The organism is Rhodococcus sp. NPDC057135 (genome assembly GCF_042670865.1).
In the GTDB taxonomy this organism is placed as follows: domain Bacteria; phylum Actinomycetota; class Actinomycetes; order Mycobacteriales; family Mycobacteriaceae; genus Rhodococcus_F.
Map to the genome: position 1 here is coordinate 173,345 of NZ_JBHUUU010000003.1, position 20,484 is coordinate 193,828.

The 20,484-nt window shown below is 62.7% G+C and carries 17 protein-coding genes and 1 pseudogene; 13 read left to right on the top strand and 5 right to left on the bottom strand.

Annotation, left to right across the window (positions count from 1 at the left end):
* Positions 1-9 precede the first annotated feature (9 nt).
* Entirely contained in the window at positions 10-573 is a 564-nt protein-coding gene (locus tag ACFT1A_RS06250; protein WP_378446257.1) for a hypothetical protein, read from the bottom strand.
* Positions 566-1,261 (bottom strand): hypothetical protein, encoded by a 696-nt coding sequence (locus ACFT1A_RS06255; RefSeq protein ID WP_378446258.1) that lies wholly within the window; start codon positions 1,259-1,261, stop codon positions 566-568. Before ACFT1A_RS06255 ends, ACFT1A_RS06250 begins: the two co-directional genes overlap by 8 nt.
* Before the next feature lie 214 nt (positions 1,262-1,475).
* Here ACFT1A_RS06255 and ACFT1A_RS06260 point away from each other — a divergent pair, with 214 nt between their 5' ends.
* From ACFT1A_RS06260 to ACFT1A_RS06290, 7 genes are all read left to right on the top strand, one after another.
* Complete coding sequence (locus tag ACFT1A_RS06260; protein ID WP_378446259.1) at positions 1,476-2,042, top strand: hypothetical protein; 567 nt, start codon at positions 1,476-1,478, stop codon at positions 2,040-2,042.
* A 63-nt stretch (positions 2,043-2,105) separates the two neighbouring features.
* The gene (locus ACFT1A_RS06265; protein ID WP_378446260.1) at positions 2,106-2,567 is read left to right on the top strand and encodes an RNA polymerase subunit sigma; all 462 of its coding nucleotides are present in this window, start codon (positions 2,106-2,108) and stop codon (positions 2,565-2,567) included.
* 236 nt (positions 2,568-2,803) lie between these two features.
* The gene (locus tag ACFT1A_RS06270) at positions 2,804-3,727 is read left to right on the top strand and encodes a thiamine pyrophosphate-dependent dehydrogenase E1 component subunit alpha (RefSeq protein ID WP_378446540.1); all 924 of its coding nucleotides are present in this window, start codon (positions 2,804-2,806) and stop codon (positions 3,725-3,727) included.
* Positions 3,728-3,737: 10 nt separating this feature from the next.
* The gene (locus ACFT1A_RS06275) at positions 3,738-4,787 is read left to right on the top strand and encodes an alpha-ketoacid dehydrogenase subunit beta (RefSeq protein WP_378446261.1); all 1,050 of its coding nucleotides are present in this window, start codon (positions 3,738-3,740) and stop codon (positions 4,785-4,787) included.
* A 2-nt stretch (positions 4,788-4,789) separates the two neighbouring features.
* Positions 4,790-6,307 carry a 2-oxo acid dehydrogenase subunit E2 gene (locus tag ACFT1A_RS06280; protein WP_378446262.1) on the top strand — a complete coding sequence of 506 codons (1,518 nt, stop codon included), beginning with the start codon at positions 4,790-4,792 and terminating at the stop codon, positions 6,305-6,307.
* A 6-nt stretch (positions 6,308-6,313) separates the two neighbouring features.
* Positions 6,314-7,711 (top strand): dihydrolipoyl dehydrogenase, encoded by a 1,398-nt coding sequence (lpdA, locus tag ACFT1A_RS06285; RefSeq protein WP_378446263.1) that lies wholly within the window; start codon positions 6,314-6,316, stop codon positions 7,709-7,711.
* 105 nt (positions 7,712-7,816) lie between these two features.
* Complete coding sequence (locus ACFT1A_RS06290) at positions 7,817-9,055, top strand: GAF domain-containing protein (protein WP_378446264.1); 1,239 nt, start codon at positions 7,817-7,819, stop codon at positions 9,053-9,055.
* Positions 9,056-9,065: 10 nt separating this feature from the next.
* Here the strand turns inward: ACFT1A_RS06290 and ACFT1A_RS06295 are convergent, their stop codons facing one another.
* Positions 9,066-10,277, bottom strand: coding sequence for a low temperature requirement protein A (locus ACFT1A_RS06295; RefSeq protein ID WP_378446265.1), 1,212 nt, complete (start codon positions 10,275-10,277; stop codon positions 9,066-9,068).
* Between the two features lie 85 nt (positions 10,278-10,362).
* Here ACFT1A_RS06295 and ACFT1A_RS06300 point away from each other — a divergent pair, with 85 nt between their 5' ends.
* The 4 genes and pseudogenes from ACFT1A_RS06300 to ACFT1A_RS06315 all read left to right on the top strand — a co-directional run bounded on the left by ACFT1A_RS06300 (position 10,363) and on the right by ACFT1A_RS06315 (position 13,233).
* Positions 10,363-11,172 carry a response regulator transcription factor gene (locus ACFT1A_RS06300; protein ID WP_378446266.1) on the top strand — a complete coding sequence of 270 codons (810 nt, stop codon included), beginning with the start codon at positions 10,363-10,365 and terminating at the stop codon, positions 11,170-11,172.
* 121 nt (positions 11,173-11,293) lie between these two features.
* A pseudogene (locus tag ACFT1A_RS06305) lies at positions 11,294-12,432 on the top strand (LLM class flavin-dependent oxidoreductase).
* A gap of 49 nt (positions 12,433-12,481) precedes the next feature.
* The gene (locus ACFT1A_RS06310) at positions 12,482-12,931 is read left to right on the top strand and encodes a flavin reductase family protein (RefSeq protein ID WP_378446541.1); all 450 of its coding nucleotides are present in this window, start codon (positions 12,482-12,484) and stop codon (positions 12,929-12,931) included.
* 11 nt (positions 12,932-12,942) lie between these two features.
* Positions 12,943-13,233, top strand: a complete 291-nt coding sequence (locus ACFT1A_RS06315; RefSeq protein ID WP_378446267.1) for a hypothetical protein — start codon at positions 12,943-12,945, stop codon at positions 13,231-13,233.
* 11 nt (positions 13,234-13,244) lie between these two features.
* On the opposite strand, the gene ACFT1A_RS06320 is transcribed toward ACFT1A_RS06315, so the two are convergent.
* Positions 13,245-15,662, bottom strand: coding sequence for a YbhN family protein (locus tag ACFT1A_RS06320; protein ID WP_378446268.1), 2,418 nt, complete (start codon positions 15,660-15,662; stop codon positions 13,245-13,247).
* Positions 15,663-15,872: 210 nt separating this feature from the next.
* Here ACFT1A_RS06320 and ppk2 point away from each other — a divergent pair, with 210 nt between their 5' ends.
* Positions 15,873-16,838, top strand: coding sequence for a polyphosphate kinase 2 (gene ppk2, locus ACFT1A_RS06325; RefSeq protein ID WP_378446269.1), 966 nt, complete (start codon positions 15,873-15,875; stop codon positions 16,836-16,838).
* A 13-nt stretch (positions 16,839-16,851) separates the two neighbouring features.
* On the opposite strand, the gene mgrA is transcribed toward ppk2, so the two are convergent.
* Complete coding sequence (gene mgrA, locus ACFT1A_RS06330) at positions 16,852-17,883, bottom strand: L-glyceraldehyde 3-phosphate reductase (RefSeq protein ID WP_378446270.1); 1,032 nt, start codon at positions 17,881-17,883, stop codon at positions 16,852-16,854.
* A 319-nt stretch (positions 17,884-18,202) separates the two neighbouring features.
* On the opposite strand from mgrA, the gene ACFT1A_RS06335 reads away from it, so the two are divergent.
* Positions 18,203-20,479, top strand: a complete 2,277-nt coding sequence (locus ACFT1A_RS06335) for a SulP family inorganic anion transporter (RefSeq protein WP_378446271.1) — start codon at positions 18,203-18,205, stop codon at positions 20,477-20,479.
* Positions 20,480-20,484: the final 5 nt, after the last annotated feature.

Below are 20,484 nucleotides of genomic sequence, written 5' to 3' on the forward strand. Positions count from 1 at the left end.
CATTCGCTTTCATGGGAACGGAACACTCTCAAACCCTTCACCGGTCCACCTGTACGCAGTCGACGATTGACAGAAGTCCGGAATGCCAGGGTCTTTGCACAGGTCGACCATGACCGACAAACCTCCGGGGGAGCCGACGACGTAGCGTCCTGGATCTTGCACGTCGAACACTTTGCGCGCGCCGGTCTCGTCGATCTGATAGACGAAACCGGCGATTGTGAAAGCGACTGGCGGTGTGGGGCGTCCCCAGACACCAAGAGACTCGCAGGTGAAGACATTGACGACGGCATCTTGCCAAACGGCGCCCGTCACAGGGGAGTACCGGATTTCGTAGGGGAAGTTCGCGTCACCGCACAGCCGGAGACTGCCCTTGACCGCATCGGACACCTCTGGGTCTGCTCTGATGAGGGCCACAGGATCGATGCTCAAACCCTGCGAGAGATCCGAAGGGTCCAGTGCTGCTGCGATATTCGGAGCCGGTCCGGATTCAGATTCGGCGGAACAGGAGCTGAGAGCAAACGCGACCGGCAGGCAGAGCTCGGCGAGCATCGCGCGGCGACGGCGATCAATCACGGATGAACTCCATTCCATCCCAGTGGAACTCGGTTCGCAGCGGCGGACGCGGGCAACATTCGAACTCCGGAGGTCGCGGATCCGTTTCCAGGACTGACAAACTCGCGGCGCGCTGACCGCTGACGATGAACTTTCCGCGCTCTTCGACGGAGAACAGGCGCTCACCCAGTTCGGGATCGTCTTCACTCGAACCGGCCTTGCCGCTGCGGTAGACGTAGCCGGCGAGGTTGACCGAAATCGACACTCCGGTCCCGGGCTGGTGGGCCGGTTGGCACGGATACACATTCATGACGACGAGTTCAGTTTCCGGCACGATACGAGGTGCGCCTGGATCGAGAAGGATGGACCCGACCGAGATCGGATACCAGTCCGGGCATGACCGGAGTTCTGTCTTCACTCCCTCTGACACCCCGGGATCGTCGAGGAGCGCCCGCCCCAACCTCGAGTTTTCGGCAACCCGTCTGGCCAGGTCTGCGGGTTGCGTGACGGGCAACCCGGTGGAAGCGACATCGCCTTCGATCACAACGCCCTGGGTGGACGCGCACCCGGTGATCACGGAAGCTCCGAGGGTTGCTGCCGCGAGCGCTGTACCGAACAGCCTGCGAGGGCGGTCTGATAGACCGCTGCAGATGTCATTCCGATACAACGCTTTCCCCTCCCCGGCCGGTGCGAACTGTCTCATCGGCATGTGTACTTTCATACGATCACAGGTGATCCCGATATCGGGGTTTCGCCACCCACCGTTACGTAATCGTACAAATGTCAGGACCGTCGAGAGTTGGTACGTGACCGACGGAATTCTGTTACGAAACCGATGGAATCGGGCTCCTAGAGTGAGTCACGTCGGTGTTCACCGCTTGGGCGCAGCGATCTGATCCGCGTATCGAGGAGTGTGAGAGCAAATGCCTGAAGTATTGCTGACCAACAAGACTCGGCGTCGGCGAGTGCTGCTCACCGTACTGACGATCGGAGTGGTGTGCGCGATGACCGGGTGTTCGAGTGACGACACCAGCGCGCCAGGACTCGAATCGACGACTACGTCGGTGGTCGCGGCGTCGACGACCGCACCGCCGCTGACCCCAGCGACCGCGTCGGAAACAGTCGAAAGCTCGAGCTCGGCGGGCGGCGGTGCGGACACATCCACTCCCGGAGCCCCGGCGGGCGGAGCAGCGCCGGCCTGGACCCCGGTCTCGACCAGCGCGGTTGCCCCTGCGGCCCCTGGTCCGCCTACCGAGTCGACCAGGTGCACCGATCAGATCAACTATGCGGGTGATCCTCGTTCGAATGCGGAGATCAACAGCATCGGAGAGCGGATGGGTTCGTGTCCGGCACCGCTCCCACCCGATGCCGTCGAGCCCTCAGAGAAGTGCACCGACCAGATCAACTACGGCGCCGACCCTCGTTCCAACGCCGAGATCAACATCATCGGGGAACAAACCGGGATCTGCCCCGAGCCGATACGCCCCTGACGAGTTCAAAACCTGAGCAGCAGTAAGGAATTCGACCAAGGGCCGAACCAGGGGGAGATCGCAATGACAAGCAGGGCAGGTGGACGTTCGATCGACAGTGTTGCCGACGATGCGTCCCGAGGGGATCGTGACGCGATTGCAGAACTCCTTCAACGCATCGTGCCTCTGGTGACGCGGCGCTGTCGTGCCGAACTGCGACCGCTCGACGCTGACCGTATTGCCGTCGGTATCTGCAGATCCGTCCTGTCCGACATCCGGCGACGAAGACGCGCCGGAGAAGCGTTCCTCGCGCACCTGTACGACGCGATCAGTCGCGAAATCGATTCGCTACCAGCATCGAGTCGACTCACTCTGCCTTTCGGTGATCTGTCGGCCGTCGAACGCAACGTTTTGGTAGCTCGCATCGTCGTCGGTTTCGACGTGCGCGAGACGGCGCTGTCACTGAGAACAACAACGAGCGCCGTCGAACTCGTCCAACACCGCGCGCTGTCCAAGATCAGACGCGGCAGCCTGAGCGGCGCCTGAATCAACGCTCGAAAGTCAACAACTGCAACCCTTCGCAACTCCCGGCAACCGTACGCAACTCTTTCTCTTCGTCCGTGACCTACACGACACTGCATGGCGACGAGTGATCGAGAACGAGGAGTGTGACGGTGGTTCAACGGACGGCGCAGAAGCCGACAACGCCAGGATCGAAAAAGACGGGGGCCAAGCCTCATTCAGGGCTGGGCCGGGAAGCATTGCTGAAGGCGTACGAGAAGATGTCACGTATCCGTGCCTTCGAGGATCGCTTGCACGAAGAGAATGCAACCGGCGACATCCCCGGCTTCATTCACCTCTACTCGGGCCAGGAAGCCATCGCCGTCGGAGTGTGCGAGAACCTCAGCGACGCCGACTACATCGGATCCACACACCGCGGTCACGGGCACTGCATTGCCAAGGGCTGTGACCTCAACGGAATGATGGCGGAGATCTTCGGTAAGGACGACGGCCTGTGTCGCGGCAAGGGTGGTTCGATGCACATCGCCGACCTGTCCGTGGGAATGCTCGGCGCCAACGCGATTGTCGGCGGCGCACCGTCGTTGGCGATCGGTGCAGCACTGAGTGGTAAGACGCTCGGAAACGGTGTCATCGCAGCCTCGTTCACGGGTGACGGTGGATCCAACCAGGGAACCGTCTTCGAGGCGATGAACATGGCTGTGGTGCTGGATCTTCCGATCGTCTTCGTGATCGAGAACAACGGATTCGGGGAAGCCACCGGAACCGACTACGCCGTCGGTGCACCCGACATCGCCGCGCGCGCCGCATCCTTCGGCATGCCTGCCGTCAAGGTGGACGGCACCGACTTCTTCGCGGTCTACGACGCAATGGCGGAAGCATCCGAGCGTGCCAGGACCGGCGGTGGACCCACCACGATCGAGGCGGCGGCATTCCGTTGGCACGGCCACTTCGAGGGCGACGCGCAGCTGTACCGCACGGCGGAACAGGTTGCGCAACTGCGGGAAACCAAAGATCCGCTCAAGAACTTCCGTAGCAGTGTCGACGCGAAGAAGGTCAGCTTCGCTGATCTGGACGCGGTGGACGAGCAGTCGCGAGTGTTGGTGGACGAGGCGGTAGCGAAGGCGCGCGCCGCGGCGTATCCACCCGTCGAGAATCTGCTGACCGATGTCTACGTGTCGTACTGAGGAGCCCGAGATGACAAGCGTGGAAACCAAGAACGTGTCGAAGAAGACTTACCGCGAGGCCGTCAAAGAGGCCATCGCCCAAGAGATGCAACGAGATCCGAGCGTCGTCCTCATCGGTGAGGACGTACGCGGCGGGCATGCCGGTACCAATCCCGATCTGGAGACGAAGAAGATCGAGGCGTTCGGCGGTGTCCTCGGTGTCACCAAGGGCCTGTGGACGGAGTTCGGATCGGAGCGTGTGATCGACACCCCGATCACCGAATCCGCGATCATCGGAATGGCTGCCGGAGCAGCACTGACCGGACTTCGACCGGTCGCCGAGTTGATGTTCATGGACTTCTTCGGAGTTTCCTACGACGCGCTCTACAACCAGGCTGCCAAGTTCCGCTACATGTTCGGTGGCAAGGCCAGAACTCCGCTGGTGGTGCGAGGCATGATCGGCGCGGGATTCTCCGCCGCTGCACAGCATTCTCAGTCCCCGTACAACGTGTTCGCGGCGGTGCCTGGTCTGAAGGTGGTCGCTCCGTCCAACGCGTACGACGCCAAAGGGCTTCTCATCCAAGCTATCCGAGACGACGATCCCGTCGTCTTCTGTGAGCACAAGGTTCTCTACGACCTCAAGGACGAGGTGCCGGACGAGCCCTACGCGATTCCGTTCGGCGTCGCCAACTACACCAGGCAGGGCGACGACGTCACGATCATCGCTTTGTCCGCGATGGTGAACCGCGCCAACGACGTAGCGGACAAGCTGGCAGCAGAGGGTATTTCGGTGGAGGTCGTCGATCCTCGTACCGTCTCCCCATTGGACGAGGATGGCATCCTCGAATCCGTCGCGTCGACCGGACGGGTCGTGATCGTCGACGAATCCGCCGCCCGCTGCGGCTTCGGGCACGACGTGGCCGCGTTGATCGCCACCAAGGGTTTCAACTACCTGAAAGCGCCGATCGAACTGATCACGCCGCCGCACACGCCGGTTCCGTTCTCGCCGACCCTCGAAACTGCTTGGCTGCCCGACGCGGCGCGCATCGAAGAGTCGGTTCGCAAGCTGGTGAGAGCCTGATCATGGCGGATATCAAAGCTATCGACATTCCCAAGTGGGGGCTCTCCATGGAAGAGGGGTTGGTCAACGCCTGGCTCATCGGGGAAGGCGACTCGTTCACCAAGGGCCAATTGATCTGTGAGATCGAGACCAGCAAGATCACCAACGAGCTGGAGGCGCCGTTCGACGGTGTTCTCCGCAAGATCGTCGGCACACCGGGGCAGACTCTGCCCGTCGGTGCCGTGATCGGTGTGTCCGCCGACGCGTCCACGACGGATGCGGAGATCGAGCAGTTCCTCGCCGCCCGCGGCGCAACCGCGCCGCCGGAAGAGCCGTCACCGTCACCAGCTGCCGCGCCGGCGGCTCCCGCGACACCTCTGCCGACGCCGGCTGCGAAGGCGGTTGTTGCACCGAAACCTGCACCAACCGGCTCCACCGTCGTACCGAGCGTTCTGCAGGGCACGACTCAGAGTGACGTGTTTGCCAGTCCTCGCGCACTCCGACGTTCCGAAGCACTCGGAATCGATCTCGCCGCCGTGGTGGGTACGGGTCCACTCGGACGGATCAGTGTCCGAGACATCGACGACGCGATTCGTGACGCCGGTGGCACTGTTGCGCCCGCGGCGACGGCCACGAGATCCGGACTTCCGCTGCGATCGACTATCGATGACAGCGCCGTACCGGCCACCCCGGTCGCACGCAGAACTGCGCAATCGATGGGCGTCAATTTGCACGACTGTCGTCCGACGGGCTCGAGGGGGCGCGTCTGCGTCGCCGACGTGCACGACGCCGCCCGTTCCGCGCAGCTCCTACCTGATGCGGCGGCGAAGACGGGAGCCGTCGCCGTCGAACCCGATTACGACACAGTTCCTTTCACACCCATGCGATCGGCAATCGCCGGTCGGTTGCAGGCGTCCAAGCAGCAGGCTCCCCATTTCCGGCTCTCGGCGGATCTCGAGCTCGATGCGCTCCTCGCTCTGCGCAAGGAGATCAATTCGACCGTCCCGGCGGTCAAGTTGTCGGTCAACGACTTCATCGTGAAAGCCTGCGCCGCCGCGCTGATGAAGGTGCCGGACATGAACGTCCAGTTCGATGCCGCGAACGAATCGGTTCTTCGATTCGCGTCGGCGGATGTCTCGGTGGCAGTTGCACTTCCGACTGGTTTGATCACGCCCATCGTGCGCAGTGCGAACACCAAGTCGTTGGCGGACATCTCCGGTGAGGTGCTCGCGTTGGCCACCAAGGCGAAGACCGGCAAACTCCGTCCCGAAGAATTCCAGGGTGGAACCTTCACAGTGTCCAACCTCGGTATGTTCGGGATCAAGTCTTTCGACGCGATCATCAATCCGCCCCAGGGTGCGATCCTCGCCGTTGGTGCGGGGGAGAAGCGGGCCGTAGTGGTCGGCGACACCGTCTCGGTTCGGACACTGATGACCGTGACCCTCTCGTGCGATCACAGGGTGATCGACGGAGCGTTGGGTGCGACCTTCCTTCGCGAACTCCAGCGCTTTGTTGCTTCTCCCGCGCTGATGTTGGTGTAAGGGGCTGTGGTGGAAAGCAATACGTCTCAGAAGTACGACGTTCTTGTCATCGGCGGCGGCCCGGGTGGGTACGTTGCGGCGATCCGGGCTGCCCAGTTGGGGTTGAGCGTTGCGCTGGTCGAACGTGATCGCCTCGGTGGTATCTGCCTCAACTGGGGCTGTATCCCCACCAAGGCGATGCTTCACGGCGCTGACGTCGCGCATACCTTGAGCGAACTCGACACATACGGATTCAGTTCGGCGTCTGTTGAATTCGACATCTCGAAGTTGGTGGCGTTCAGCCGTGGCGTTTCGGAGCGGTTGTCCGGCGGTGTTGCCTATCTGATGAAGAAGAACGGCGTCGAGGTCCTCTCCGGCACTGCGAAGTTGGTGGACAAGGGCGTCGTATCCGTGGAAGGTCGGACGTATCGAGCCGACCACGTGATCATTGCGACCGGCGCCCGGCCGCGCTCGATTCCCGGTGTCGCTCCGGACGCCGACCGGGTGTGGACTTACTTCGACGCACTCGTCCCGAATGAACTGCCGAAGTCGCTGCTCGTGATCGGGTCCGGCGCGATCGGAGTCGAATTCGCCAGCCTGTACCGCGATCTCGGAACCGAGGTGACCCTCGTGGAGATGGCACCGCACATCATGCCGGTCGAGGACGAGGAGATCTCCGGCTTCGTTCGCAAGCAGTTCGAGAAGCGGGGCATCACGATTCACACCGGAGCCTCGGTGTCGGCGGTAACCGTCGGCGCCGACGCCGTCGAGGTGAGCGTGCAGACGAGCAACGGCGTCCGCGCGTTGACCGTGGACCGGGTGTTGGTGGCGGCCGGAATTACCGGCAACGTCGAGGATCTCGGGTTGGAAGCTGCGGGTGTCGAGATCGAGCGCGGTGCGATCGTCACCGACGAGTGGTGCCGTACCAGTGCTTTCGGGATCTACGCCATCGGTGACGTCGCGGGCGCTCCGTGTCTGGCGCACAAGGCAAGTCACGAAGCCGTCCTGTGCGTCGAAAAGCTTGCCGGCGTGCCCGATGTTCATCCGCTCGATTGTGACTACGTTCCTGGTTGCACGTATGCCCGCCCGCAGGTAGCGAGTCTCGGTCTGACGGAGAAGCAATGCGCCGACTCTGGTCGCACGTTGCGGGTCGGGCACTTCGATCTGCAGGCGAATGGCAAGGCATTGGCGATCGGTGAGGCCGAAGGCTTCGTCAAGACGATTTTCGACGCCGATACCGGGGAACTGCTCGGCGCGCACATGGTAGGTCCGGACGTGACCGAGCAGATTCAGGGGTTCGGAATTGCCAGATCCCTCGAAGCCACCGGCGAGGATCTCGCCGAGGTCGTGTTTGCTCATCCGACGCTCTCGGAGGCAATGCACGAGTCGGTGCTCTCGGCGCTGGGGAGACCCCTCAACGCGTGAGCACAGTCCGCGTGCGTGAACGCCGTCCTACGTTCACGCACGCGGACAACTCTGCAACCGGGTGCAACGCTCGCTTTCGGTGACCTCGTCGCATAGGACTGGAGTGTGATCGGCGCAACGAATCGACTCGAACCGGCCTTGGGTAGTGGTGAAGACCCGGCGCAGTACGCACGTGTTCTCGAATCCGTGTACGAAGCAACGATGTCCGGGCGCAAGCCGCCTGCACGTCCGCGCTCCGTCATCGCGAATTCGTGGTCGCGTCTGCGTGCGCTCGGACTCGATCCTGAGCGGTGCTCGATCACCAAGACGGGCCGCGAATCCGAGATCGAAGAGGGCAGACGCGCCGCCGGCATGACGGAGATCTTCGACGAGGCGGTGCACGGTCTGGCGCCACTCGTCGGCCCAGGCGACGCGAATCTGATCGTGGTGGCCGACCGCCACGGGCGCATCCTTTGGCGACACGGGCCCAGTCGAATGCTGGATCGGGCCGAACGGCTCGGGATGATCGAGGGTGCGTCGTGGACCGAGGAAGCTGTCGGTACCAACGGGATCGGCACGTCCTTGGCATCAGGTTCGGCAGTGCAGGTGTTCTCGGCCGAGCACTACTCACGCTCGCAGCATCCGTGGACCTGCTCCGGAGCGACGGTTCGGGATCCGCGTAGTCGCCGGGCCATCGCCGTCGTCAACGTCGCCGGCGCAGCAGACACGGTCCACCCGTCGACTCTCGCGCTGGTGGACAGTGTGGCCAGGCTGGCGGAATCCGCACTGCGGGAGAAGCATCGAATCGGATTGGATCAGCTTCGGATGATCTCGGCGTCGACACTGGCTCGCGCGAGTCAGCCGACAGTGATCGTGGACCGTGGTGGCTGGGTCGCGGCCGTGGATTCGATGGCGCCGATCTACCGCATCGCGCTGCCGAAAGTGATGAGCAGCGGCGAGCATTGGCTCCCGTCGCTCGGATTATGCATGTGCGAGCCGCTGCCGGGTGGTTGGCTCATCCGTCCTCAGGTGAACCCGGCGTCCGGAACTGTTTGTGCCGAAGTCGAATTGGACCTACGAGATCCCAATGCGATGGAACTGCGGTACTCCTCGGCCATGGGGAGTTGGAGTATCGACCTCAGCCCGCGCCATTCGCAGATCCTTCTCGCTCTGACGCAGACGTCCGAGGGCCTCACGGCCTCGCAGCTCGCCTCACAGCTGTTCGGCGATCCGCGCAAGACGGTGACCGTCCGGGCCGAGATGTCGAGGTTGCGTAAGCGATTGGCCGGAATCCTCTTGGCGCAGCCCTATCGCTACGACCCGGCGGTGCGGGTAAAGACGGTCCCTGCTGTGCGCCTTTATTAACCGCGGGGGGTTAATAAAGGCGCACAGCAGAGCGACGCGAACGCCTCACCTGCGCGTACTCGTAGCCGTTCTGCCAGGTCACGGTGGCCACCAGCACCCAGATGATCCACGTCGCGCTCATATGCGTGCCGACGATGCCCATGACGATGGGGATGGCGGTGCAGGGGAGAGCCCAGCCGAGCAGCCACCGTCGATCCGTTCGCGCAAACAATCCGGCCACGGTACTGATGCCGAAATAGACTGCGATGCTTCCGCACAACAGCCACCGCAGGTTCGTGGGTGTGTGTTCTGCGCCGTGTTCGGTGGCCGCCCCGAGGCCCGCGACCAGAACTGCGATCGCCCCGGTGGTGAAACAGTGCAGGGCCATGTCGATGCGAGCGGGAAACTTCTCGGCCTGCAGGTGCGGAACACCGGCATGGCCGTAGAGAAGCGAGAGCGCCCACATGCCCGAGAGCAGGACAAACGATCCGACGGCGAGGCTGACCACCGTCGAGTCCCAGGTGAGCTTCGAGGCCGCAGAAATCACGAGAATCACGCCTTCGCCCAGCACGATGATGACGTACAGGCCCAAGCGCTCGGCAAGGTGGGCCCGATCGGAGTGCAGGGCTTCGAGTTCGGGCATTCGGTCGTCCTTGAACCCGCGGACCTTGATGATGCGGTCGAGCTTTTCCTGCGCGTCTTCCATGATCGCGCTGCCGGAGACGACGAACATGATCAGCAGGTCGATGGTGACACCGGCAGTCCAGAGCCAGAAGCGGGTGTCACCCTCGAACCAGAACGAGACGATCCACGGAATCACACCAAGTGACATCTGGGCGATCGGCCAGTCGACGACGATCTGACCGTTGTGCCACACCCGACTCGCCAGCAGACGTACGGCTACGTAGGCGACAGCGAAGGCCAGCGCATGGTTGTCGTGGATGCCGGCCACTGCCGCCATCATGACGGCCAGCCCGAACATGGCGATCAGCATGCTCGGAATTCGGACGCGGTCGCCGGCAACGTTGCCGTACATCGTGAACGTCGCCCACGCGGTCCAGAACGCGAGATAGAGCAAGGCGTAGAGCGCGACATCCGACCAGGACGGTGAACCGTGGAGCAGGTGAGCAAGTTGACCGATGCCGGCAACCACGACGAGGTCGAAGAACAATTCGATCCACGAGGCGTGCCGCTCCAGAACGGCCTTCTGCTTCTCGTCTGGTTCTTTTCCGAGTTCCGACATAGGGGTCAGTATCCGGTATGGACGCCAACAGTGCAGGTAGGGGCGGAACTTGTCCGTTTCGCGAGCGCAGTGCCTATGCTGTTCGGTGAGTGATCTGGATCATAGTTCCGGTGAGGTGGTAGACGTGCGTGGTGGCGGTGACGTGGCTCTGTCCGCGACGGACTACGACCGTGTCTTCGCGATCCTCGACTATTGCTCGGCGGCGAGAACGCTCGACCAGCTCAAGAACCTGCTCATGGTGGCCTTGCACGATCACTACGGCTGTCCCAACACCACATTCCTCGCCGGTCCTACCTTTACGACAGCGTTCGCCGATCCGAATCCGGTGACGACCGGGCGGATCACGCCGATTCTCGACGAGTACCAAGCGCATTGGTACCTCGACGACGTCTTTGCGACGGCGCAATCACGGGCGACGCTGTTGTCCTCCCCAGCGATCACGCACACCCAGTTGGCCGACGTCCCTTCGCAGTCGGCGACCTACCTGCGGGATTTTCTCTATCGCAAACGACTGCACAGCGCGTCGGTGATGCATCTCCAGCTCGCCCACGGTGGTCACGGTCTGGTGGGGATCTTCGATTCCGAAGGCAAGGATCTTTCAGGGCGCGACATCGCAGGATTGGGCATTGTGGGCAGGCAATTGTCGCTGCTGTGTCAAACGCTTCCCGGTCAACGCGAGCCGGGATGGCGAGAGAAGCTGACGCCCAGGCAGATCGATCTCGCGGAGCTGTTGGCGGACGGTCATACCAACGACGAAATTGCGGTGATCTTGTCGCTGAGCCCGGACACGGTGAAGAAGTACGTCAGCCGCATCCTTGCCGTTCTGCACGTACGTAACCGTGCCGAGTTCGTGAAGTTGGTCTACGAGCAGAAACTCGCCGATCAGCGGGTCTGAGATTGTCCACTTTCGTGCACTGTGACTACGGTCACGTCGCGGATAGCGTTTCCGGTGCACGGCCAGGAGTTGGCCCACAGCACTAGGAGAACTCATGAGCAGGCTTCGTTTCGGGTATTTCATGGCACCGTTCCACGTCCCCGGACGCAATCCCACCGCCGCACGGCAGCGCGATCTCGAACTGGTCGAGCACCTCGACCGGTTGGGCTACGACGAGGCGTGGTTCGGTGAGCATCACTCTGCCGGAAGCGAGATCATCGCGTCGCCGGAAATCATGATCGCTGCAGCCTCGCAGCGCGCACCGCGGATTCGTTTCGGCACGGGTGTGACGTCGCTGTCGTATCACAATCCGTTGTGGGCAGCGGATCGAATCATGCAGTTGGACCACCTGACTCAAGGGCGCACTATCTTCGGAGTCGGTCCCGGTTCGTTGCCCACCGATTCGGCGATGATCGGTTTGAACCCGACGGACACCGAGAGTTGTTGCAGGAGAACCTCGACATCGTCGTACGCCTCCTTCGTGGCGAGACGGTTTCCGCGAAGACCCGAACTCACGAGTTGTACGACGCCAAGCTGCAACTCGCTCCGTACTCGGAGAACGGCATCGAAATCACCGTTGCCGCAGTGGCTTCCCCGACCGGACCTCGCCTGGCGGGTACGCATGGTCTGGGGCTGCTCTCTATCGGAGCAACGTTGTCCGCCGACGGTTTCGACGCCTTGGCGCACCACTGGAATGTCATGGAGGAGCGTGCGGAGGTCAACGGCACGACGGTGGATCGCCGACGGTGGTCTCTCGCCGGGCCTTTCCACATCGCCGAAACCGAAGCGGAAGCACGCAAGCAAGTGGAATACGGCATCGAGGAGTGGTTCGACTACTTCCAGCACGTGGCGGCCTTCCCCCAGATGGCGGTCTCCGGTGCGAGGCTGAGCGAGATGATCGACTTCATCAACGAAGCCGGAATCGGTGTCATCGGCACGCCGGAGCAGGCCAGGCGTCAGGTGCAACGGCTGTGGGATCAGTCCGGTGGTTTCGGCTGCATGCTGCAGATGGGCCACGATTGGGCGAACCCGCAGGACACCTGCCGTTCGGCAGAGTTGTTCGCGCAGGAGGTCTTTCCGCACTTCCAAGGGCAGGCACAGGCGACGCTCGATGCGGCAGCTCACGCGCGGGCCGTCCGGGAGGGGCATGCCAAGGCGCAACTCGACGCCGTCGACCACATGACGAAGAAGTACGCACAAGAGTTGGCAGACAAGGGCTGACATCGTGAACGATCCACAGGGCAACCGGGCGTTGCGTTTTCGAGAAGCCATGGCGCACGTATGCTCACCGGTCGCCGTCATCACGGCAATGGACGGCGACCGACCGCACGGCACGACGGTCAGTGCATTCATGTCGTTGTCGATGGACCCGCCGATGACCGCGGTGGCCTTGGATCGACAGTCGGAAGTTCTCGACCTGATCGAAGGAACACGGAGGTTCGCGATCAACGTCCTCGGGACCTCGCAAAGCCCGCTGGCCGTGGCCTTTGCGAGGAAGGGCCGTGCGAAGTTCGACGGTATCGAGTGGGCGGAGCATCTCGGTGTTCCGAGGCTGCCGGACGTACCCATCTGGATCGTGTGCACCGTCGACGCAGTCGTGGACGGTGGTGATCACAAGATCGTGACAGGATCGGTGGACGAGGTCGAGCACTGCGAGTCGAATCCACTGACCTACCACCGGCGTGTATTCGGTACGCACGCACCGACGTCAGTGCTCTAGGAAGGAGAGCCATGTACGTATTGGTGGACGACGGCCGCGTCAGCATTCATGACGGCGAGAATCTGAAGGCTTTCCACGTCGAGGTGACTACCGACATCTCCGATTCCGAACTGGACGAGCTGTTGCGCGTTCGAGATTACGGATACGTCAGCGGTGGTAGTGCCTTCGTCTCGGTGGCCCGTGTACGCGAGAGCACCACGGACGTCGAAGGTGTCGCCGCGATGGTCGATTACGCGCAGAGCAAAGGCTGGGTCGACGAGGACGGAGAAGCGTTGCAGGCGCACGTCGTTCGCCGGCAGTAAAGGGGAACGGCTCAGACCATGTCGTTCTTCTGCAGCCATCGCAGCGTCGGCCAACCGCAGAACACCGGGAGCCAACAGGTCAGTACTCGGTAGAGCAGGACCGACGGGACGGCGATGCTTGCCGGCAGTCCGAATGCGGACAGACCGCCGATGAGGGCGGCCTCGACGGCTCCGACGCCACCCGGTGTCGGAGCTGCCGAGGCCAGCGTGCCGCCGATCATCGTCACGATGGTGACGGTGATGAACGTCGTTCCGCCGCCGAATGCTTCGACGCTCGCCCACAGCGCCAGAGCGGCACCCAGAGTTGTTGCGGCGCTGCCGCCCACGATGATGAGGAAACGCGTGGGATTTCGCGCGAGCTGGCTCAGCTCACCCAACACTTCGGTGACCTGAGGACGCAGATCGTCGCGCAGCCACCCACGGAGTTTCGGGATGAACATGAATGCGCCGAGAACTCCGAGCGCGACTCCACCCGCCAGGTACAGAACAGTGGATCCCGGGATGAAGTGCGAGAGATTTGTATCGCGTCCGGCGACGACCGAGAAGAAGATCAGCAGGCCGACGTGGGTGACCACCTGAACCGTCTGTTGAAGCGCGACAGCGGCCGTAGCGCGGACGGTACCGAGCCCGCCCTTCTGCAGGAACCGCACACTCAGGGCGAGCCCGCCGACGCCGGCGGGAGTTGTCGTCGCCGCAAAGGTGTTGGCCACCTGCATGATCAGGAGGTTGCGGTAACTGACCATCGACGACGCACAGGCCCACAGCGCCGCCGCTGCGCCGACGTACGTCAGTGCGGAGACGCCGAGGCCGAGCAGCGCCCACCACCAGTTGGCTGTCTTCAGTTCGGTGATGAATGCCGGGACCTGGCTGATGAAGGGGTAGGCGACGTAGACCAGACCGATGAGCAGCACGAGCTGGATGAGTTGATTACGACTGAACCGGGTGACCTGTGCGGGAGCGACCTTCTCGATCCCGTTCTTGGCACCGACCTCGTCTCGGATCTCGGTCATCAGTTTCGCGGAATCCGCGACGGTCCGCCGAATTCGGTTGGGCAATGCAGCAGTGGTCAATCGGCCCGACGCCGCGAGAATCGTGTCTGCGCCTTGCGCGCGAATCGCGGCGTCCACCGCGGCGTCGACGCCGAACAGTGATGCGGTGGCGAAAAGAAGCTGGGCGTTGTCGGACTGCATCTGAATTTCGGTGGCGCCGAATTCGGAGTACGCGTATCCGCCGAAGAGGATGGTTCCGCCTTCGACGCGAATCTCGGAAGCGCGCAGGTCACCGTGCGCCATCTGGTGCACATGAGCGGTATGCAGTGTTTGCCACAGCGCGTCGATCAGTTTGGTGGATTCTTCCTCGCCCGCCTGGTTCTCGACGGCGACGGCCAGGGGGATACCGCGCGGGCTCGGACGCGCGTACATTTCCCATCCGCGATCGAGGACGGAGATGGCGACGGCTTTGGAGCTGGCCAGACCGATGTCGGCGAACGCGATACCCATGAGCGCTCGGTGTTCGACGGCACGACGAAGCGACCCGTAGGGCGGAGGAGTTTCCCGGTTCCGGAACGAGATCCAGCGGAAGGTCTGTCGAATTGCTCCGCTGCTTCGCTGGTTCTGTCCGTACAACTCGACGATCAATTCGTCGAAGGGTTCGTCGTCCGGTGCTTTGTCGATGGCGGCGGACATGACGAGAGGCCCGATTCCGGAAGGGCTCACGACGCGGAAAGTGGTGACCCGGTAACCACGCCGCGCGAGTACGCGCACTGCCGAGTCCAGCGGTACTTCGAGGGCTGGTGTGCCGACGACGAGAACGATCACAGCGCCGATCAGATAGCCGACCGCGAGACCCAGCATCGAGCGGGCGGGAACGATCGAGCTGACGATCAGGTGAATGGGAGCAAACAGCAGAAGCAGCGTCCACCAGGCTCGTCGCCACTTTTTCGGAAGCCACGGCCCCGAGACGGTGAGCACCGCCGCGAGCATCGCGATCCATCGTGGATCGTCGAGGAATTGAGACAGGAACGTGGCGTCGAGTCTGTCCGGGACGTCGAGGTGCCACTTGGGCGCGGCGAGGCCCGTTCCGGTGAAGGAGAGCGCGACACCGGCGCACAGGCCGGCGGCGGCGTATCCGGCCAGCAACTTCCATCGGCGACCGACGATCAGTCCGATCAGAATGGCGAACGGTAGCGCCAGAATTGCGATGCCGTAGAGCAGATACACAGTGTCTGACAGGCTCGGCGACAGAACGCCGACGATGTTGGACACCGACGTTTCGAGGGCGTCCCACTGGCTTCGAGTGATCAGAGATCCCGCGATGACGCCGCCGAGCAGCACGGCAGCGATAGCGACCCGCATGATGTCGCTTGTACGGCGGTGCAGTGGTGGCAGGAGACTTCCCGTTACCGGGATCTCCCGTCCGTCTACTCGCATCTCGCCAGAACTCTCTTCTCTCGGGGTTACCGACCGTCTCAGTTACCTCGATCAAGGTACCGCGTGGGGGTTCGGCGACTGGGAAGCCGGACCTGTCGTTACCTCCTCGATGCCAAGCAACATTCGCTTCGGCCCCGCGGCGGCGGGCTTCGGCGCGTAAAATTCACTTTCCGGACGTTCGTTCATTTCGACGACAGGGAGTGCGTATTCATGAGCCCCGACGCCAGCGGTGTGGACGGTCGGGTTCCTGACCTGCCGACCCCGTCGACCAGAATTTCCGTCACCGAGGACTACGCGGCCGAGATCGACGAGCTCTCGAGTCTCAAGCACAAGCTCGGCGTGCTGGAGCCTTCCGAGTTCGCGGATGCCTGGAAGCAGGGTTACCCCTACGAGAAGAAGATGTCTCGCCGCGAGTACGAGCGGAAGAAGCGGCGCCTGCAGATCGAGCTGCTCAAACTGCAGCTGTGGGTCAAGGAAACCGGTCAGAAGGTGCTCATCATCTTCGAAGGTCGTGATGCTGCCGGTAAGGGCGGCTCGATCAAGAGGTTCACCGAGCATCTCAATCCCCGTGGTGCCCGCGTCGTCGCGCTCGAGAAGCCTACGGACATCGAGCGAACGCAGTGGTATTTCCAACGCTATGTCGCGCACCTGCCGAGCGGCGGCGAGATCGTGATGATGGACCGGTCCTGGTACAACCGCGCCGGCGTCGAACGAGTGATGGGTTATTGCACGCCGACGCAGTATCTCGAGTTCATGAGAGAGACCCCGGACTTCGAGCGGATGCTCGTCAACTCCGGGATTCATCTGCACAAGCTGTGGTTCTCGGTCAGCCGCGAAGAGCAGTTGGCGCGGTTCGCGGCCCGTCGAACGGACCCGGTGCGTCAGTGGAAGCTCTCACCGACTGACCTGGCTTCGCTCGACAAATGGGACGACTACACGCAGGCCAAGGAAGCGATGTTCTTCTACACCGATACCGGGGATGCGCCCTGGACGGTGATCAAGAGCAACGACAAGAAGCGCGCCCGCCTCGAAGCGATGCGTCACGTGCTCGCCAGCTTCGACTATCCCAACAAGGATCACCGGGCAGTCGGTACTCCGGATCCCTTGATCGTCGGGCCGGCCTCGGCGGTATTCGAAGAGGGCGAGCACGTGAGCGTGGAGTTGCCTGCGCTCTAGCTGAAGTTCTCACTCAGATCGAGCTGGCCTCTGCCCACAGATTGATGCCGCTGTCCTTGGCGTGCTGATCGATGGAGGCCAGTTCGGCTGCACTGAATTCGAGATTGTCGAGCGCGCCGACGTTGGCTTCGAGCTGCGCGACGCTGGACGCACCGATCAGTACCGAGGTGACCCGCGAATCGCGAAGTGCCCAGCTCAGTGCAAGCTGGGCCAGCGACTGGCCGCGGGCTGCGGCGATATCGTTGAGTGCGCGAATGTGGGTGAGCGCGTAGTCGGTCAGCCACGACGGATCGAGTGACTTACCTTGGGCGGCACGAGAATCCTCGGGAACACCGTTGAGGTAGCGGTCGGTGAGCATGCCTTGTGCGAGCGGTGAGAACGCGATGACGCCCACTCCGAGATCGTCGACAGCCGAAAGCAGTTCCTGTTCGATCCACCGATTCAGCATCGAATAGCTCGGCTGGTGGATCAACAACGGAACCCCGGCAGCGGCGAGCAGTGCGGCGATTTCACGGGTGCGCTCCGGTGAATACGAACTGATACCCGCGTACAGGGCCTTGCCCTGCTGGACGGCACTGATCAGGGCGCCTGCGGTCTCGTCGATCGGAGTCTCGGCGTCGGGGCGATGGCTGTAGAAGATGTCGACATAGTCGACTCCGAGTCGGCCGAGCGACTGATCGAGAGACGAGAGCAAGTACTTGCGGGAACCGCCGAATCCGTAGGGGCCGGGCCACATGTCCCAGCCGGCCTTGGACGAGATGACCAATTCCTCGCGGTACGAAGAGAAATCCTCACGCAGGATCCTGCCGAAGTTCGTCTCGGCGCTTCCGTAGGGAGGTCCGTAGTTGTTGGCAAGATCGAAGTGGGTGATTCCGAGATCGAACGCCCGTCGCAGAATTGCGCGCTGGTTGTCGATCGGTACGTCGTCGCCGAAGTTGTGCCAGAGGCCGAGCGAGATCGCCGGGAGTTTGAGACCGCTCCGGCCGGTCCGGCGGTAGGGCATGGCTTCGTAGCGGTCCTGCGCGGCGACGTACTGATCGGACATGGTGCCTGCCTTCACATCGTTGTGGTTGCGGTTGAGCGTCTACCCATTATCGCCGATTCCGCTCAGGTGTGCTGGTCGCTGGGAGGTGTCTCAGTCAAAATGCTTGCGAGTTAAAGCAATTCGATCGTTCTTCTGGACCGACGTTCAGGTTCGAGTCACAGTGTCAGGCGGCGGTGACGTCGACCACGTCTGGGTTCGCATCTAAGGGAACGGTAAGGAATCGCGGTTACCATGGTCACAGTCGATCGGCGATACCGATCGCCGATTCGCTTCGAACATGTTGCCCAGCAGCCGGATCCGGGGTCCGGCGAGGAGATCTATGTCGACGCAGTCCGTAGTGCACACACAATCACCGGCAGACGAGAGCGTCGTCGGGGATCCGTCTCCGCCGGGTGGTGGAAGCCGGCGTTATCTCGAGCAACTGATCAGATACGACGTGCCGGCGTCGCTGGTCGTCTTCCTGGTGGCGCTTCCCTTGTCCCTGGGAATTGCGATCGCGTCCGGGGCGCCGATCATGGCAGGTCTGATCGCCGCCATCGTCGGCGGAGTGGTGGCCGGAGCGGTGGGAGGTTCACCGCTGCAAGTAAGTGGCCCCGCGGCAGGCCTGACCGTGGTGGTGGCCGAACTGATCGGCAAGTTCGGGTGGAAAGTCACCTGCTTGATCACCGTCGGCGCCGGTCTTCTGCAGATCGTGTTCGGGCTCAGCCGAATTGCCCGTGCGGCACTCGCTATTGCACCGGTGGTGGTGCACGCGATGCTCGCCGGTATCGGCATCACCATTGCGCTACAACAGGTTCACGTGTTGTTGGGCGGAAGCTCTGCCAGTTCGGCGCTGGACAATCTACGGCAGTTGCCCGCGCAGATCGGTGCCTTGCATGTCGAGGACTTGATGATCGGGCTCGTCGTCGTCGCCACTCTTCTCGGGTGGCGTTATCTCCCCGCGGGCGTCCGAAAGGTGCCGGCCGCGTTGGTCGGCATCGTATTGGCAACTCTCGCTTCACTCGTGCTGCCGATCGACGTCGAGCGTATTGCTCTCGACGGGTCCCTGCTGGACTCGATCGGACTTCCTGCCCTGCCGGACGGACAGTGGCTCGGCGTCGCAACCGGCATCCTGACCATCGCCCTGATTGCCAGCGTCGAGAGTCTGCTCTCGGCTGTGGCCGTGGACAAGATGCACTCGGGCCCGCGTTCGAACTTCGACCGCGAGATGCTCGGTCAAGGGACTGCGAACATGGTGTCAGGGGCGATCGGCGGGCTGCCCATCACGGGAGTGATCGTGCGCAGCGCCACTAACGTCGAAGCCGGTGCGAAGTCCCGTGCGTCGTCGATCATGCACGGCCTGTGGATCCTGCTGTTCTCGGCCGCGCTGGCCGGGCTGGTTCAGCAGATTCCGAAGTCTGCACTTGCCGGTCTGTTGATCGTCATCGGTATTCAACTGGTCAAGCTGGCGCACATTCGGTTGGCCCGGCGGACCGGTGACCTGTGGGTGTACGGAATCACGGTGGTCGGAGTCGTGTTCCTGAACCTGCTCGAGGGCGTACTCATCGGACTGGCACTGGCGATCGCCCTCCTGGTGTGGCGTGTCATTCGCGCATCGGTCACGGCAGAAGAGTTGGGTGACAAGGATTCCGGGAAGTGGCGGGTGCTCGTCGAGGGGTCGTGCACCTTCCTCGTGCTGCCCAAGCTCACGTCGGTACTCGCTGGCATTCCGCCGCGGTCCGACGTCACGGTCGAACTGTCCGTCGACTTTCTCGACCACGCCGTCTTCGACGTCATCGAAGAGTGGGCAAGGCAGTACGAGTTGGCAGGTGGGTCGGTGACTATCGACGAAGTCGGATCGGTGAGCATGGAGAGCGCGACCACCGGACCGCCCAAGCGCGGCGCAGCAGTCACCGACCTGCGAGGCTTGCTCGCTCCGTGGGGGAGTTGGCAACCACAGGCTTCGGGAAGGAATCTGAGCAGCCCGCCTGCGCTGCGGCCCATTCTCGACGGGGTGTCCAACTACCATCGCCACCGCGCCGAAGCGATACGGCCACACATGGATCAGCTGCGCGACGGGCAGAATCCGGACTCCCTTTTCCTTACCTGCGCAGACTCGCGAGTGGTGCCGAACATCATCACGAGCAGTGGCCCAGGAGACCTGTTCACTGTGCGCAACGTCGGAAACCTGGTTCCTGCCGGCGGACGCGATACGTCGGTGGAAGCGGCGTTGGCATTCGCGATCGACGAGTTGGGCGTCAGTTCGGTTATCGTGTGCGGACATTCAGGCTGCGGAGCGATGCAAGCACTCCTGACCGACAGTTCGTCGGAATCGGGAGCCATCGGGGAATGGCTGCGTCACGCCGAAACGAGTTTGCAGGCCTACACGAGTGGCCATCCGGTCGCCCGCGCTGCCGCCGAGGCGGGTTTCTCGGAGGTCGATCAGCTCGGAATGGTCAACGTTGCAGTGCAATTGCAGACTCTCGAACGGCATCCCCTCGTCGGTCAGGCCCGCGTCGACGGTCGCCTGCGCATCGCCGGGTTGTTCTTCGACATCGGATCGGCTCGGGTCATCGAAGTGAGTTCGTCCGGGATCGGGGAGCTGATCGAGACCTGAAAGGG